This window comes from Kaistella gelatinilytica (genome assembly GCF_015679325.1).
Taxonomy (GTDB): Bacteria; Bacteroidota; Bacteroidia; order Flavobacteriales; family Weeksellaceae; genus Kaistella; species Kaistella gelatinilytica.
The window spans coordinates 1346079-1361940 of record NZ_JADPVI010000001.1 but is presented as its reverse complement, the minus strand read 5'-3'; the positions used below and the strand labels follow the sequence as shown (position 1 = coordinate 1361940).

General features: G+C 37.6%; 17 protein-coding genes. All 17 read right to left on the bottom strand.

Translation table 11 applies throughout. From position 1 onward, the window contains the following. Positions 1-80 precede the first annotated feature (80 nt). Positions 81-1460 (bottom strand): NADH-quinone oxidoreductase subunit N, encoded by a 1380-nt coding sequence (locus tag IV494_RS06075; RefSeq protein ID WP_196079246.1) that lies wholly within the window; start codon positions 1458-1460, stop codon positions 81-83. Between the two features lie 88 nt (positions 1461-1548). Beyond that, complete coding sequence (locus IV494_RS06070) at positions 1549-3042, bottom strand: complex I subunit 4 family protein (RefSeq protein WP_196079245.1); 1494 nt, start codon at positions 3040-3042, stop codon at positions 1549-1551. A 3-nt stretch (positions 3043-3045) separates the two neighbouring features. Then, complete coding sequence (gene nuoL / locus IV494_RS06065; protein ID WP_196079244.1) at positions 3046-4941, bottom strand: NADH-quinone oxidoreductase subunit L; 1896 nt, start codon at positions 4939-4941, stop codon at positions 3046-3048. A 7-nt stretch (positions 4942-4948) separates the two neighbouring features. Then, on the bottom strand, positions 4949-5275 hold the full coding sequence (nuoK, locus tag IV494_RS06060; protein WP_196079243.1) for an NADH-quinone oxidoreductase subunit NuoK: 327 nt from the start codon (positions 5273-5275) through the stop codon (positions 4949-4951). A 56-nt stretch (positions 5276-5331) separates the two neighbouring features. Then, positions 5332-5826, bottom strand: coding sequence for an NADH-quinone oxidoreductase subunit J family protein (locus tag IV494_RS06055; RefSeq protein WP_196079242.1), 495 nt, complete (start codon positions 5824-5826; stop codon positions 5332-5334). After that, positions 5827-6384, bottom strand: coding sequence for a NuoI/complex I 23 kDa subunit family protein (locus tag IV494_RS06050; protein WP_196079241.1), 558 nt, complete (start codon positions 6382-6384; stop codon positions 5827-5829). 153 nt (positions 6385-6537) lie between these two features. Beyond that, entirely contained in the window at positions 6538-7611 is a 1074-nt protein-coding gene (nuoH, locus tag IV494_RS06045) for an NADH-quinone oxidoreductase subunit NuoH (protein ID WP_196079240.1), read from the bottom strand. A 36-nt stretch (positions 7612-7647) separates the two neighbouring features. Continuing rightward, on the bottom strand, positions 7648-8685 hold the full coding sequence (locus IV494_RS06040) for a 2Fe-2S iron-sulfur cluster-binding protein (RefSeq protein ID WP_196079239.1): 1038 nt from the start codon (positions 8683-8685) through the stop codon (positions 7648-7650). Between the two features lie 36 nt (positions 8686-8721). Continuing rightward, positions 8722-9552 carry a hypothetical protein gene (locus IV494_RS06035; protein ID WP_196079238.1) on the bottom strand — a complete coding sequence of 277 codons (831 nt, stop codon included), beginning with the start codon at positions 9550-9552 and terminating at the stop codon, positions 8722-8724. 48 nt (positions 9553-9600) lie between these two features. Further along, positions 9601-10956 carry an NADH-quinone oxidoreductase subunit NuoF gene (gene nuoF, locus IV494_RS06030; RefSeq protein WP_196079237.1) on the bottom strand — a complete coding sequence of 452 codons (1356 nt, stop codon included), beginning with the start codon at positions 10954-10956 and terminating at the stop codon, positions 9601-9603. A gap of 15 nt (positions 10957-10971) precedes the next feature. Beyond that, entirely contained in the window at positions 10972-11481 is a 510-nt protein-coding gene (locus IV494_RS06025) for an NADH-quinone oxidoreductase subunit NuoE family protein (protein WP_196079236.1), read from the bottom strand. 113 nt (positions 11482-11594) lie between these two features. After that, positions 11595-12818, bottom strand: a complete 1224-nt coding sequence (gene nuoD / locus IV494_RS06020; RefSeq protein WP_196079235.1) for an NADH dehydrogenase (quinone) subunit D — start codon at positions 12816-12818, stop codon at positions 11595-11597. 79 nt (positions 12819-12897) lie between these two features. Continuing rightward, positions 12898-13398 (bottom strand): NADH-quinone oxidoreductase subunit C, encoded by a 501-nt coding sequence (locus IV494_RS06015; RefSeq protein ID WP_196079234.1) that lies wholly within the window; start codon positions 13396-13398, stop codon positions 12898-12900. A gap of 3 nt (positions 13399-13401) precedes the next feature. Then, a complete protein-coding gene (locus IV494_RS06010) occupies positions 13402-13959 on the bottom strand; it encodes an NADH-quinone oxidoreductase subunit B (RefSeq protein WP_196079233.1) in 558 nt (185 codons plus the stop codon). 56 nt (positions 13960-14015) lie between these two features. After that, positions 14016-14387 carry an NADH-quinone oxidoreductase subunit A gene (locus IV494_RS06005; RefSeq protein ID WP_196079232.1) on the bottom strand — a complete coding sequence of 124 codons (372 nt, stop codon included), beginning with the start codon at positions 14385-14387 and terminating at the stop codon, positions 14016-14018. Between the two features lie 117 nt (positions 14388-14504). Next, the gene (locus IV494_RS06000; protein ID WP_039354797.1) at positions 14505-14693 is read right to left on the bottom strand and encodes a hypothetical protein; all 189 of its coding nucleotides are present in this window, start codon (positions 14691-14693) and stop codon (positions 14505-14507) included. 28 nt (positions 14694-14721) lie between these two features. Then, positions 14722-15846, bottom strand: a complete 1125-nt coding sequence (locus IV494_RS05995) for a GNAT family N-acetyltransferase (protein ID WP_196079231.1) — start codon at positions 15844-15846, stop codon at positions 14722-14724. Positions 15847-15862: the final 16 nt, after the last annotated feature.

Genomic DNA, 15862 nt, shown 5'->3' with positions numbered 1-15862 from the left:
GAGTACGTTTTGTATTACAATTATACAAAAAAAACGCAACTCCGAGGAATTGCGTTTTGATATATTTTTAAAGTAGAATTCTACAAACCGAATTGTTTTGCAAAAAGATCTGGGAAAACTCCAAGTGCAATAATTGCAAAAATGATAAATACCGCAATGATATTGTAAGTCACTGAAACTTTTTCTGAAGTTTTGAAACTGCTTTCTTTCGGGAAGAACATGAACATAATTAATCTTAAGTAATAAGCGATCGAAATTGCTGAACCTAAAACTGCGACTAAAACTAAGAAGGGACTTGATTTAATTGCCTGTGCAAAAATCCCGAATTTCCCCATGAAACCTGCTGTTAAAGGAATTCCCGCCATTGAAAGCATTGATAACGCTGCAACTACGGCTAAGATCGGTTCAGAATGTGCTAAACCACGGAAAGCATCATAAGAAGTTTCGCGCTTTAATTTTTCGACCCAGATCAAACACATCATTACTCCAATTGTTGCGAGAGAATAAGCGAATAAGTAGAAGGCTAAATTATAAGCGGAAAGACTGTTTAAACCAAAGAAAATTAATCCTAAATACCCAACGTGAGATATCGATGAATAAGCCAACATTCTTTTCGCATTGCTTTGTGCTAATCCCATTACGTTCGCAAGGAATAAAGTGATAATGATCAATACGCCAACAATGTTGATCCATTCTCCCGTAATTCCAAGGAAACCGATGGTCATCATTTTGAAGAAGGCAAAGAACGCTGCAATTTTTACAACCGACATCATGAAAGCGGTGATCAAAGATGGTGAACCCTGATAAACATCAGGACTCCACATGTGGAATGGCGCCATGGAAACTTTGAAAGCCAAAGCAACCAACATTAAAACTGCACCCATTGAGAACATTAAATTTTTTGGATTTGATACCGAAAACTCATGGATTTTATAGAGATCAAAAGTACTTGCACTTCCGTAGATCAAGGCAATTCCGAATAAAAGGAAGCCTGTTGCAAAAGCACCCATCAGGAAATATTTGATGGAAGCTTCGTTGGAACGCAGATCACTTTTGTTACTTCCAGCCAAAACATAAAGGGGAATAGAAAGAATTTCAATCCCTAAAAATAAGGTCACTAAATTTTGGAAACCAAATAGTACAATTCCGCCGCACAAAGACATCAACATTAAAGCGTATAATTCTGACTGATGACTTCTGTGATTGCTAAAAGCAAATCCTCCCAAAAAGAAGATCAATAAAGTAACGACGAGAGATATTTTAGTAAACAGGGCTGCGTTTGCACCGTATTCAAACATGCTTTTGTACTGACTGAAGAAAGCCAATTCTGGCAAGAAACTCACATAAAATGCGATGAGGAGACCCAAAATACCAATGTATCTTGAATATTTTCCCTGTTCAAAAACACCGGCAAATAATGCGGCAACTGCGGTAAGGAATATAATGATTAAAACGCCCATTTAATTTAGATTTGAAATTTTTAGATTGGTGACCTTCGATTAACATCGTTGGTCTGCCGCACTTATTTTCTTTAATTATTTAATTTTTTTAATTCATCATCGAAGTGAAAATAAACTTCAACGAACTGCCGACCATATCTAAGATCGGTTGTGGGAAAATTCCCAAAAGAATAACAAACACTGCCAAACTTGCCAGGACCGTAAATTCTACAGGCGATACATCTCCAACTGAAGATAAAACGGTTTCGTCCCCTTCGCCGAACATTGCTTTTCCGTAAAATCTGAATAGATAAACGGAAGAGAAAATCATCGTCGTTCCAGCGATCACTGCCGCTAAAATACTGTAATCAAAAATTGATTTTATTAAAATAAATTCTCCGACAAAACCATTGGTCAAAGGAAGTGCGATTGATCCTAATAAAATGATCATGAATAACACTGCGAATTTCGGAGCAACTTTTGCCAAACCACCCATTTGACGGATATCTCTTGTTTTAAATCTTTTATACAAAACATCTGCACAATAAAATAATCCAACAACGTTGATCCCGTGAGCGAAAGTTTGAACCAAAGCTCCTTCAGCACCTTCAATCATTAAGGTTCCTTTCATCGTTAAGATCGCTGAAGCCATAATTCCGGCAGTCATTAAACCAACGTGAGAAAGGGAAGAGTATGCAATAATTCTTTTGGAATCATTTTGAATAATCGCGATCAAAGCACCGTGAACGACTCCGATAATGGCGAGAACCAGAACAATTTGTCCGGAAATTCCCATCAAAGGAATCGGTGTTATTGGTAATAAATATCTTAGTAATCCGTAAATCGCCATCTTCAACATAATTCCCGAAAGAAGCATGGAACCTTGCGTTGGCGAATACGTATAAGTATCCGGTTGCCACGAATGGAAAGGGAAAATTGGTAATTTCACCGCAAAAGCCAGGAAGATAAACCAGAAGATTACCGTTTGTTCGGAAGCGTTTAAATCTGCGTTATACAAATCGGTTAAAGCGAATGATGCTGAATGCGTATAAACGTAGATCAAGCCGATCAACATAAATAGCGAACCTACAAAAGTATAAACGAAGAATTTCGTAGTGAAATGAATTTTCTTGTTTTCCTGTCCCCAAATTCCGGCGATCAACCAAATTGGAATCAAAGTTACTTCCCAGAAAATGTAAAATAACAATCCGTCAAGCGAAGTGAAAACTCCTATCAAACCAAACTGCATCAACAGAATTAATCCGTAGAAAGAGTTTTTGTAACCCGGTTTTTCATTAAAGGAAGACAAAATGATCAGCGGTGTTAGAATGTTTGTTAGTAACAACAATAACATGCTCATTCCATCAATACCGAAGTGCAGATTACTCTTGATAAAATTAGACCATGGATAATTGATCTCGTATTGCAAAACTCCGTCAACGGTAGGTTTGAAATCGAAATTCGACAGCATATAAAACGTGAGAAACATTTGTGCAAATGCAATTCCCAAGGCTAAATATTTACTTGCGGGATTTTTCCACGCGAACACCAATGCAGAACCTACGAGAGGTAATAGTAGTAATGTTAATAATAGATACGACATTTACTATTGTAATATAAAGTTAACAATTAAAATAATTCCGATGGCCAAAGACATGATGAGAACATAATTCTCTACATTTCCGTTTTGAAGGCGTTTTGCCGCTCTTCCGGAATCTTCGGCACCAATACCGATAAAGTCACTGAATTTACCCAGAACTCCTTTTTCAAACATATTTCCGCCGACACCAAGACCTTCGATAAATCGTACGAAAGTTGCGTTGTACAATTCATCCAAAAATAATTTTTTGTTTGAAAGTCTTTCCCAACCGGTATATTTTTCATCCGGTAAAACCATTTTTTCCTTGCTGACGTAGATGTTTTTAACCACAAACCAAACTGTGAAAAACATGACAACTGTTAAACCAAGAAGGATCATTTCTGTTCTAAAAGGTACTTCCGGAAGTTCAATATTGTAAACATAAATGGATTCTAGCCAGTGTGCTAATTTTGAATAATTTCCCTGACCGATGAAGTGTGGAAGATTAATGAAACCGCCAACAACCGATAATCCCGCAAGAATGATCAAAGGAATCGTCATCGTCGCCGGACTTTCATGAAGATGTTTTTCCTGTTCCTTAGTTCCGCGGAATTCACCTTGGAAGGTCAAGTAATATGCTCTGAACATATAAATCGCCGTCATCGCTGCAATTGCAAATAAGATCACCCAAATAATTGGATTTTTCCCGTAAGCATTGGTTAAAATTTCATCTTTAGAGATCATTCCGGAAAGGAAAGGAAATCCTGAAATAGCCAAGGTTCCGATGAGGAAAGTAATATGCGTAATTGGAATTTTTTTCTTTAAACCACCCATTAATCTCATATCCTGTTCGTCGCTCATTGCGTGAATAACAGAACCTGAACCTAGGAATAATAAAGCTTTGAAAAATGCATGCGTCATTAAGTGAAACATTGCAGTAGTATAAGCTCCAACACCAACTGCTACAAACATAAATCCTAATTGAGATACGGTAGAATAGGCGAGAACTTTTTTAATATCATTTTGTCGAAGTCCGATAAAGGCAGCAACCAAAGCAGTTAACAATCCGATGAAAAGAATGGCGTCCATCGTTGTTGGTGCTAAAGAGAAGAGAAAATTCGAACGAACCACCAAATAAATTCCGGCAGTTACCATCGTCGCAGCGTGAATCAACGCCGAAACTGGAGTTGGTCCTGCCATCGCATCCGGAAGCCACGTAAATAATGGGATCTGTGCAGATTTACCAACTGCTCCAATAAATAAACTGGCAGTGATAAAAATAATAATCGGAGAATCAAGAGTGAATTTTGAAGAATTTTCAGCTACAGATAAAAAATCTACAGCATTGGTTTGATAGGCGATCATTAAAATCCCGATGATCATTCCTAAATCCCCAATACGGTTCATGATGAAAGCTTTTCTCGCAGCAGCGCCATATTCTTTATTCGTATACCAAAATCCGATGAGCAGGTAAGAACAAAGTCCAACACCTTCCCAACCGATAAAAAGAATTAAATAATTGCTTCCCATTACCAAAAGCAACATGGAGAAAATAAATAAATTCAAGTAAGTAAAGAATTTATAAAATCCTTTATCATGGCTCATATAACCAATCGAGTAAAGGTGAATCAAAGAACCAATTCCTGTAATGATCATGATCATCATCAAAGAAAGTTGATCGATCTGAAAACCAAAATAGATCTGAATTCCGTTAATTCTAAACCATTCAAAAGCTCTTACCACAACAGGTTGTGATTCTGCATCGAACTTTAAAAATAAACTTACTGCGATACAGAACGATGCAAAAACGACAAGCGTTCCAAAAGTTCCGACCACCATTTTAGGCAAACTCTTGCCGAAAAGTCCGTTTATTAAAAATCCGAGTAAGGGTAAAAGTATAATTGCGTAAACTAAATTTTCCATCCTCTATTTATCCTCTTAATTTATTAAAAATACTGATGTCCACAGATTTTGTATTACGGTACATCATTGCGATGATCGCCAAACCAACCGCTACTTCTGCAGCTGCAACGACCATGATGAAAAATACCAGGATCTGTCCGTTTCCGTCGCCTTTGTAACTCGAGAATGCTGCTAATAAAAGATTGACCGAGTTCAGCATTAATTCAACACAACCCAAAATAATGATTGCATTTTTTCTGACCAAAACTCCCAAAACTCCTAAGCAGAACAAAGCCGAGCACAGAATAATAAAATATTCCAGCGGAACGCTTTGTATAAATGAATTTCCTTCCATATAATCTAATTTCCTTTAAATAAAGAATTCACGTGAAGTGAATTCCTGCGAATTTTCTATAAATCTTTCTTACCGATCAATACTGCACCTACAATTCCTGCAAAAATGAGGATCGAAGCCAACTCAAAAGGCAAAACGTATTCGTTAAACAATAGTCTTCCCAGGTTTTTGGTTAATCCAACACTGGAATCTACATTCGCAGCAGCAGCTTCAACTTTAAAACCTCTGAATGCGCCCAAAATAGCAATTAACAGTAATCCGGCAGAAAAAACTCCGGCGAATTTCATGAGGTTTTGTTTTTTACTTTCGTCGGCTTTGTTCAGGTTCAGCATCATTAATATGTAAAGAAACAATACCATGATGGCTCCTGCATAAACGATGATCTGTACAATCCCGAGGAACTGCGCATTGAGTAAAATATAAAGACCCGCGATCGAAAACATGGTGACGATCAGTGATAAAATTGAATACAAAGGATTTCTCGCAAATACGAAATAAACGGCACTTGTAATTGCGACCAGGGCAACGAAGAAAAATAAGATCTGTTCCATTTATTTCATCATTTTTTTCTGCAACTCACTTTGTCTCTCAGAAACATCGATTCTTGCATTAATTTTTTCGACCAACTTATCTTTTCCGTAAATAAAACTTCCGCGGTTTTCCTCAACATTCACCAACTTATCGGTCAGGTAAATCGCAGATTTCGGACAAGCTTCTTCACACATTCCGCAGAAAATACAACGCAGCATGTTAATTTCATATACCGCTGCATATTTTTCTTCTCTGTAGAGGTCTTTTTCTTCTTTGGTTCTTTCCGCCGCCGTCATCGTAATGGCTTCAGCAGGACAGGCAACCGCACAAAGTCCACATGCAGTACATCTTTCTCTACCTTCATTATCCAGTTTCAGCACGTGTTCACCGCGCCAGATTTTTACGCGTGGTCGTACTTCTTCAGGATACGAAATCGTGGCCAACCCTTTTCCAAAAACCGTTTTAGCGGCATGACTGATGGTAATTTTCATTCCCTTCAAAATCGCAGGAATGTAAATACTTTCCCCGAAAGTCATTTTTTTGTCCGAGACCACTTTTGATCTATTCGTTAATTTCATTTTCAGAAATATTTTTTATTTTTATTTAAGAAGCAACCATTTTATCGCTTCTTTCCAATATGGTACCCGCTTTCCGTTCTATCTCTTGCTCGTCCTTCGTCCTTACAAGAGGATGCCACTGCAATCGGGGCTAAAATTACGTTTTCTTTTTTCTTATTTCATAAAATGGTCGTACGCCAAAATAATTGCGCCGGTTGCCATTAAATTAAACAATGCGATCGGGATCAATTTTTTCCAGCCCAAATGCATCAATTGATCGTATCTGAATCTTGGCAAAGTCCATCTGATCCACATAAATACAAAAATTCCGAAGAATGTTTTCGCCAAGAATACGGCAACAGATATTATTCCTGCAGCATTTTCACCCCAATGATTTGTCACCCAGTCAATTCCCGGATAATTATAACCACCAAGAAATAAAACCACGATCAAAGCATTTGAAATAAACATATTTACATATTCGCCGAACATGTACAAACCTAATTTCATTGATGAATATTCAGTATGATAACCGTTGACCAACTCATTTTCACATTCAGGAAGATCGAAAGGCGCTCTGTTCGTCTCAGCCAAAGCCGCTACAAAAAAGATAATGAAAGCGATCGGCTGGTAAAAGATATTCCAGTTCATCCCGGAGATTTCTGGAACAAAACCCCAGATCTTACCGTGAGTTTGCTGTTCTACGATCACCTTTAGATCTAAAGATCCTGCCATCATAATAATTGCAATGATCGAAAGACCCATCGCTAATTCGTAAGAGATCATCTGCGAACTTGCACGAATTGCTCCGATCAAAGAGAACTTGTTATTCGAAGCCCAACCTCCGATCATAATTCCGTACACTCCGATGGAAACCATTCCTACCAGATATAGAACTCCAATATCAACATTCGCAACCTGTAGATCGAAAGAAGTTCCGCCGATATTCAGCGTTTTCCCCCAAGGAATCACGGCTCCTGTGATCAATGAAATAAACATTACCAATGACGGACCGACAATAAAGAGAAATTTTTCTGCCGCTGCAGGCGTAAAATCTTCTTTAAAGAAAAATTTACCACCATCGGCAAGTGGTTGCAACAAACCAAAAGGTCCTGAACGGTTTGGCCCGATCCTGTCCTGCATAATCGCAGCAACTTTTCGTTCAGCCCATGTAGAGTAAGCTGCAACAGTAAGTGCCAGTATAAACAAAGCAAGAACAAGTATGATTTTAAAAGTTAATAAACCCATTATTTTTTATAAAATTTGACATTCAAAAATTGAATGTTACATTAATTTAAAATTATTATCAGTCTTTTCTTCAGATTCAATTTCATCTGCCGGACTTAATTCTTTTGCGTCAGGATTATCGAGCAAACTCACCATATTTTTAGGCTTTTCGTAATGATTCAAAGATATCACGGAGTGTCTGTCGATATGTCTTGGTCCTTCAATGTCCCACAATTTAATATCTTTTCTTTCCCAACGGCATTCGTTACAGATCCAGTCTACGATCTCGTCGTACTGATCTTTTCTTGCGGTAACTCTAATAATTTCGTCGCCTTTCATCCAAAGAACAGCTTTCCCGGAACATTTTTCACATTTACAGGTAGCATTCACCGGTTTTGTAAACCAAACTCTACTGGCAAATCTTGAAGTTCTGTCTGTTAAAGCTCCAACCGGACAAACATCAATTACGTTTCCGATGAAATCATTGTCTAAAGCTTTATTCAAATACGTAGAAATTTCTGCGTGTTCTCCTCTGAATAAAATTCCATGCTCTCTTTCTTCTGTCAATTGGTTTGCTGCCAAAACACATCTTGCACACAAAATACAACGGTTCATGTGAAGCTTAATGTTCGGACCGATATCTTCAGGTTCGAAAGTTCTTCTTTCGAATTCAGTTCTTGTTCCCTCAACGCCGTGCTCATATCCTAAGTCCTGAAGATGACATTCTCCAGCTTGATCACAAACCGGGCAATCTAAAGGGTGATTGATCAATAAAAATTCGGTGACGGCTTTTCTGCCTTCCTGTGCTTTTTCGGAGGTAAGATTTTTCACTTCCATTCCGTCCATCACACCAGTTCTGCAACTTGCTACCAATTTTGGCATCGGTCGCGAATCTGCATCAGAACCTTTAGAAACTTCTACCAAACAAGTTCTGCATCTACCGCCACTTGTTTCCAGCGGTTTGTAATAGCACATTGCAGGCGGCACAGATTTTCCTCCGATTTGTCTCGCAGCTTCCAAAATGGAAGTTCCGGGCAAAACTTCAGTCGTTTGTCCGTCGATGGTTATCTTGAATTTTTTAATTTCTTCGCTCATAATATCGCTATTGGCTTTTTGCTTTTGGCAATCGGCTTATTTATTATTTTTCTTTGTATTAAAAGTATATCCAACACCCAAAAGAACCTGTCCGAATACAAAATCCTGACTCGCTTTATCAGGTTTATTATTTAAAGTCGTTTTAATATCCCACATATTGATGTAACCTGCTTTTGCTTCAAGTCTTGCCATCCAGTGGTTCCAAAAAACTAAATTTAAACTCGTTCTTAAATCGGTTCCAATACCTGCAACATGAAAACGGTCGCTTCTTTCGTTGCCGAATAATTTTACATTACTCTTCGGGAACATTACTCCGATTCCTGCGCCGTAAGACCAAACCAGATCAATATTTTTCTTATTAAGAATGTTTTTATATTTTTCTAAACCTAAATTTTCATAGTTCAATCCGTCGGTATGCTCAAATGTAAGGAAATTTTCGTCCGCTAAATTCACCTGTCCGTTCTGTACATACGCTGCATATTTTGGATCACTGATGTTTCCGGAGAAATTAACGCTTTGATTTTGATCCATAACATATTTCATGTGGTCAATTCCCAAAACTAAAGCCAAATCATCTTTCAAAAAATAGCCGATCCTTACATCATACTGCGCCACTGTAAACCAAGCCGGATCAAAATAAACGATTCCAAATGGCGTCGGTCGGTCGTGTGCAACTACATTATCCAGTTGAAAATCATATCCATTTCCTTTAAAGTGAATATCTGATTTGCTAAAAGCGCCTCTGTTCCAACCAAAAAAAACAAACATTTGTCCTTTTTTTGATAAAGGTTCCGGTTTTGGATGATCCTGCCCAAAGACAAAACTAAATCCTAAAAATAGGGCTGATAAAATTATTACTTTCTTCATTTTTAAAAGAACGTGCTGTTCTTTATATCTTCTAAATAAAACTTCTTTTTATTCTGCTTTTGCAGCTACTGGTATTGGATCTGCGTAATTTGCCAGTCCGTAATTTCTTGTTTGAGATTCAGGATTATCGATATACCATTCAAACTCATCACGGAAATGACGGATCGCTGCTGCAACCGGCCAAGCTGCGGCGTCACCAAGCGGACAAATCGTGTTTCCTTCAATTTTTCTTTGAACATCCCAAAGCAAATCGATATCTGCCATTGTTCCGGTTCCGTTTGCGATTTTCGTCAGAATTCTCCACATCCAGCCAGTTCCTTCACGACATGGGGTACATTGTCCACAACTTTCGTGCATATAGAAATGCGCCAAAGACAAAGTGTGTTTTACGACAGACTGATCTTCATCCAAAACAATAAATCCTCCTGAACCCATCATAGTTCCAGTCGCAAAACCACCATCTGCAAGAGATTCGTAGTTCATTATTCTCGGTTCACCGTTGATGGTTTTCAATAATAAATTTGCCGGAACAATTGGTACTGAACTTCCACCCGGAATACAGGCTTTCAATTTTTTACCATTCGGAATTCCACCGCAATATTCATCAGAGTAAATAAATTCCTCTACAGAAATCGTCATGTCGATCTCGTAAACTCCGGGTTTGTTGATATTTCCACAAGCTGAAATTAATTTCGTTCCTGTAGATCTTCCCACACCTATTTTCGCATATTCTGCACCGGTTATATTAATGATAGGAACAACTGCTGCAATCGTTTCTACATTATTCACAACTGTTGGGCATTCCCAAAGTCCTTTTACCGCAGGGAATGGTGGTTTCAAACGAGGATTTCCTCTTTTTCCTTCCAGAGATTCTAAAAGTGCAGTTTCTTCCCCACAAATGTAGGCTCCAGCGCCAAGTTGTACGTAAATTTCTAAATCGTAACCAGTCCCTAAAATATTTTTTCCTAAAAATCCTGCTTTTTTTGCTTCTTCAATGGCTGCTTCCAAAATATCCGGGATCCAGGAATATTCTCCACGAATATAGATATATGCAGTATTTGCACCCAGAGCGAAAGAGGAAATTATCATTCCTTCGATCAGAAGATGTGGTAAAAATTCCATTAAATAACGGTCTTTGAAAGTGCCTGGTTCAGATTCATCGGCATTTACAACCAAGTATCTCGCTACACCTTCTGGTTTAGCCAGAAAGCTCCATTTCATTCCTGTAGGGAAACCTGCACCACCACGACCACGAAGACCGGAAATTTTCACTTCTTCGGTAATTGCGTCGGGAGTCATTTTGAGGGCTTTTTCTACAGCGTCGTAACCGCCTTGTTTGCGGTAAACGTCGAAGTATCTGATTCCTTCTATATGTGCGTCTTTAAGTAAAAGTTTTTTACTCATCGTATTTATTAAAAATTAATCTAAAGCAACTTGTCCCTGTCTGCAAAGTTCCAGGATCTCGTTTACTTTTTCTTTTGTTAAATGTTCGTGATAAAATTTGCCCAACTGCATCATCGGTGCGTAACCGCATGCTCCAAGACATTCCGCTGTTTTCAACGTGAAAAGTCCGTCGGCAGTTGTTTCCCCATTTTTAATGTTGAGGGTTTCTTTAATATGATTGATGATATCATGGCTTCCATTCAGCATACAAGGTCCGGTTTGACAAACTTCCAAAACATATTTTCCCACCGGTTTCATGTTGAACATGGTGTAGAATGTAGCAACTTCGTACACTTCGATCGGTTTGATGTTCAGAATCTCTGCAACGTAATCCATCACAGGAACATCGAGCCAGCCGCCGAATTCTTTTTGTGCTAAATGTAAAATAGGAATCAGAGCAGATTTCTGTTTTCCTTCCGGGTATCTTGCGATTATTTTATGAACCTGTTCTAGTGTTTCAGGTTTAAAAACTATATTTTCGCTCACTTTTTATGATTTTAAATTTTAAATTTTAGATTTTAAATTCCAAAATTTAAGTTTTTTTAATATTGATTGATATTGATCTCAAGACTGTTTTAAATCTCAAAATTTATAATTACTTATGCGTCCAGTTCTCCAGCGATCACATTCAAACTACTCAATGTTACTACCGCGTCAGAAATTACAGATCCTGTGATCATTTCGGGATAGGCTTGATAATAAATAAAGCAAGGTCTTCTGAAGTGCAATCTATAAGGTGATCTTCCACCGTCGCTTACAAGATAGAATCCTAATTCTCCGTTACCACCTTCTACGGCGTGATATACTTCACCTTTCGGAACTTCTGTTTCTCCCATTACAATTTTGAAATGGTAAATTAAGGCTTCCATTTTGGTATAAACATCTGCTTTCTCCGGCAAATAAAATTCAGGAACATCAGCGTGGAAAGGTCCTTCCGGCAGATTATCCATCGCTTGCTGAATAATTTTTAAACTTTCCCACATTTCGCCTTGACGAACCATAAAACGGTCGTAAGTATCTCCTGAAGTTCCGACAGGAATATTAAAATCGAAATCTTCGTAAGAAGAGTAGGGAGTTGCAACTCGAACATCATAATCAACTCCTGTAGCACGTAAATTCGGACCTGTAAATCCGTAATTTAAAGCACGTTCAGCAGTAATTGAACCAGCACCAATTGTACGGTCCATAAAAATTCTGTTTCTCTCTAATAAATCTCCGAATTCTTTGAATCGCGCTGGAAAAGTTTTTAAAAAGTCGCGAACAAGTTCATGAAATTTTGGAGTGAAATCTCTCTCAAAACCGCCAATTCTTCCCATGTTCGTTGTCAATCGTGCACCACAAACCTGTTCGTACATATCGTAGATTTTTTCACGATCCTGAAACATATACGTAAATCCGGTTAAAGCTCCGGTATCAACTCCGGTAACGGCGTTACACACGATGTGATCAGCAATTCTCGCCAATTCCATCATGATAACCCTCATGTATTGTACGCGTTTTGGAACTTCAACGCCTAATAATTTTTCAACCGTCATGTGCCATCCAATATTATTAATTGGAGAAGAGCAGTAATTTAGACGGTCAGTTAAAGTGGTGATCTGCGTGAAATTTCTTCTTTCAGATATTTTTTCGAAAGCACGGTGAATATAACCAACAGTCTGCTCAGAATGGAGAATTTTCTCCCCGTCCATTGTCAGAATATTTTGAAAAATTCCGTGGGTTGCAGGGTGCGTCGGACCTAAATTGAGGGTGTATAATTGCCCATCGATCTGTTCCTTGGTTTCGTACTGCGTTAATATATTGGAGAGTGCGTTGTCTTTCATATTTTTATGATTGATAATTGATTTTGATAAATGATTTGATTAAAAACCCATCATCACTTATCGCTGATCATTTATTATTTTACCTGCCGAACATTACATCATCTTTATCAGTTCTTGTACCATCTTCCAAAGGATATTGTTTCAACATTGGATGATAACCAAGACCCGGATCATTCAGGATTACTCTTAAATCAGGATGACCTTTAAATTTAATTCCGTAGAAATCAAAAGTTTCGCGTTCCATCCAGTTTGCTCCAGCAAAAAGATCAGTTAATGAATCTGCTTCTGCATTTTCAAATGGCATAAACGTTTTCAGACGGATCCGAAGATTTTCAACCAAATTGTGAAGGTGGTAAATTACTCCTAATTCTTTTTCAGGAATTTCTGGGTGGTGAATTCCGCAAATATCGGTAAGAAAATTAAAACCTAAAGAACTGTCCTTCATGTGATGAACGACTTTTTTAAGGTCTTCTTTTTTAAGTTCTAAAGTCAACATTCCGTAAGGTTCTGAACTTGAAATTACTGATTCCGGAAATTCTCTCGTAATAGCTTCTAAAACGAAATTATTGGTAAATTCCATAAATTAATTGATATTATAAGATTCCAATAATTCTTTGTATTGAGGAAGATCACGTCTTCTTAGACTTTCACTTTCTGCCAAAGCCTGAATCTGCATAAATCCTTCTAAGATCTGTTCTGGTCTTGGTGGACAACCCGGAACATAAACATCAACAGGGATCACTCTGTCAATTCCCTGAAGAACCGAATAAGAATCGAAAATTCCGCCGCTTGAAGCACATGCTCCAACTGCAACTACCCATTTTGGCTCTGCCATTTGGGTATAAATTTCCTTTAAAATTGGTCCTAATTTTTTAGAGATTGTTCCGCAAACCATCAAAACATCGGCTTGTCTTGGAGAGAAACTCATTCTTTCCCCACCGAATCGGGCTAAATCATAATTTGGTCCCATTGTCGCCATAAATTCAATTCCACAACATGAAGTTGCAAAAGGAAGCGGCCACAATGAAAGTGAACGAGCCATTCCAATTAAATTATTGAGGTTCGTTGCGAAGAAACCTTCTCCTTCAAATCCCGGAGGAGCAGGAGCGTTCGTATTTATTTTTGGTGTGTTTTCTGACATTTTAATTTAATTTTTTAAAAGAAACTTTAAATCAATTTAATTGACAAGATTCAATTTTACTTGTCCCAATCGAGAGCGCCACGTTTTAAAACGTATAAAAATCCTAAAAAGAAAATGGCTACAAATGTAGAAACTGCTAGAAATCCTTCCAATCCAAATTCCCGGAAATTAACCGCATAAGGATAGAAAAATACAATTTCGATATCAAAAAGAACAAAAAGAATAGCCGTTAAAAAATATCGGATAGAAAAAGGAGTTCTTGCGTCACCTTCGCTTTCTACACCACATTCAAACGATTTATTTTTATTTACGGTACTGTCTTGCTGTCTTGGTCCCAAAAAATGGGCGCCCAACAAAGAAATCGCTACAAAACCAATAGCAACCAAGGCCTGGATGATAATCGGTATATAATTTTCAGGTAAATTCATTAATACATTATTTTCTCAATTCGCAAATTTAACGAATAAAGATGTAAAGCGGAAATATATGCTTCGCAAATGTGATTGAAAAAGCCTATTTGTTTAATTTAGAACTATTAAAAACAACTATTTTTTTCCAGTGTCTTTCAAGCGTTTCAAAACGGTATAAGCAACATAACCAATGTACAAGAACAGGAAGCTGGCAAACAGAATATTGATCACGCTGTTAACTCTTTCATCCTGAACCTGAAAGAACTGGTTGTAAGCAACAAAGGCTAAAATGATAACGACGTAGATGATAAGTTGTTTCTTCATTGGTGTAAAATAGATACAAAGTTGAAAATTAAAGTTCCATCGAATAAGTTCTTCTTCGCTTGTGATTGGTCGGATTGTAATCTTGCCAAAGTGCCTGAACACCTTTGTTTTCCTCCAGTTCCGGGTTCGTTTCTGCAAACTTAACTCCCATTTTGTTGAACCGCACGAAGATTTCTTTGAAGATGATCGCAGTAACTCCACGACGTTGATACTCGGGATGAATGCCGATCAGATAAAAATTGGCGCGATCATTTTTCTTTCCTGCCTGTAAAAAATGCCACCATCCAAAAGGGAATAATTTCCCTTTCGATCTTTGCAAAGCTCTGGAATAAGAAGGCATTGTGACAGCAAAAGAAACCAACTGATGATTTTCGTCTTCCACACAAATAATATAATTTTTATCAATGAACGGAAAATATTTTTCCTTGTACGTTTTTATCTGTTCATCAGTGATCGGAGTAAAAGTAGAAAGCGTATTGTAGGTTTGATCAAGCAATTTAAACATCGGTTCGATATACGGAATGATCTCTTTTTTATTTTTAAAATCGAGAACTTTCAGCTTGTATTTCTGAGCAACTAATTCGCTGAATTTTTTTACTTTTTCAGACAAAACCGTCGGGAAATCCATTTCATATTCTACCCATTCTTTTTCCTTGACCAAGCCCAATTTTTCTAAATGTTGGGAATAATATTCAAAATTATACAATCCGATCATTGTTGCTAACTTATCGAAACCCATGATCAGCATTCCGGCTTTATCAAGATTCGTAAATCCCATCGGACCTTCAATTTTTTTGATATTTCTTTCTTTTGCAAAATCGATCGCCAAATTGATCAGCGCTTCAGAAACTTCAAAATCATCAATAAAATCGAGCCAGCCAAAACGTACTTTGCTGATCCCCAATTCTTTTTCTTCGTTATGGTTCCATATTACTGCAATTCTTCCGACAATTTTTCCGTCTTTATAAGCGAGAAACTTTTTCGCATCTGAAAATTGTAACGCAGGGTTTTCTTTTGGGTCCCAAATGTTTTTTTCATCGTTAATTAAAGATGGGACATAATTCTTATTATTTTTATAAAGATCCATCGGAAATTTGATGAACTTTTTTAGATCAGTTTCTGTTAGTACTTCAGTTATTGAGACTTGTGACATGCGGATATTATTTGAA

Bases quoted from the DNA above. Each gene is read 5' to 3' on its own strand.
- IV494_RS06075 (WP_196079246.1), bottom strand. From the start codon at position 1,460: ATGGGCGTTTTAATCATTATATTCCTTACCGCAGTTGCCGCATTATTT.
- IV494_RS06070 (WP_196079245.1), bottom strand. From the start codon at position 3,042: ATGTCGTATCTATTATTAACATTACTACTATTACCTCTCGTAGGTTCT.
- nuoL (WP_196079244.1), bottom strand. From the start codon at position 4,941: ATGGAAAATTTAGTTTACGCAATTATACTTTTACCCTTACTCGGATTT.
- nuoK (WP_196079243.1), bottom strand. From the start codon at position 5,275: ATGGAAGGAAATTCATTTATACAAAGCGTTCCGCTGGAATATTTTATT.
- IV494_RS06055 (WP_196079242.1), bottom strand. From the start codon at position 5,826: ATGGAACAGATCTTATTTTTCTTCGTTGCCCTGGTCGCAATTACAAGT.
- IV494_RS06050 (WP_196079241.1), bottom strand. From the start codon at position 6,384: ATGAAATTAACGAATAGATCAAAAGTGGTCTCGGACAAAAAAATGACT.
- nuoH (WP_196079240.1), bottom strand. From the start codon at position 7,611: ATGGGTTTATTAACTTTTAAAATCATACTTGTTCTTGCTTTGTTTATA.
- IV494_RS06040 (WP_196079239.1), bottom strand. From the start codon at position 8,685: ATGAGCGAAGAAATTAAAAAATTCAAGATAACCATCGACGGACAAACG.
- IV494_RS06035 (WP_196079238.1), bottom strand. From the start codon at position 9,552: ATGAAGAAAGTAATAATTTTATCAGCCCTATTTTTAGGATTTAGTTTT.
- nuoF (WP_196079237.1), bottom strand. From the start codon at position 10,956: ATGAGTAAAAAACTTTTACTTAAAGACGCACATATAGAAGGAATCAGA.
- nuoD (WP_196079235.1), bottom strand. From the start codon at position 12,818: ATGAAAGACAACGCACTCTCCAATATATTAACGCAGTACGAAACCAAG.
- IV494_RS06015 (WP_196079234.1), bottom strand. From the start codon at position 13,398: ATGGAATTTACCAATAATTTCGTTTTAGAAGCTATTACGAGAGAATTT.
- IV494_RS06010 (WP_196079233.1), bottom strand. From the start codon at position 13,959: ATGTCAGAAAACACACCAAAAATAAATACGAACGCTCCTGCTCCTCCG.
- IV494_RS06005 (WP_196079232.1), bottom strand. From the start codon at position 14,387: ATGAATTTACCTGAAAATTATATACCGATTATCATCCAGGCCTTGGTT.
- IV494_RS06000 (WP_039354797.1), bottom strand. From the start codon at position 14,693: ATGAAGAAACAACTTATCATCTACGTCGTTATCATTTTAGCCTTTGTT.
- IV494_RS05995 (WP_196079231.1), bottom strand. From the start codon at position 15,846: ATGTCACAAGTCTCAATAACTGAAGTACTAACAGAAACTGATCTAAAA.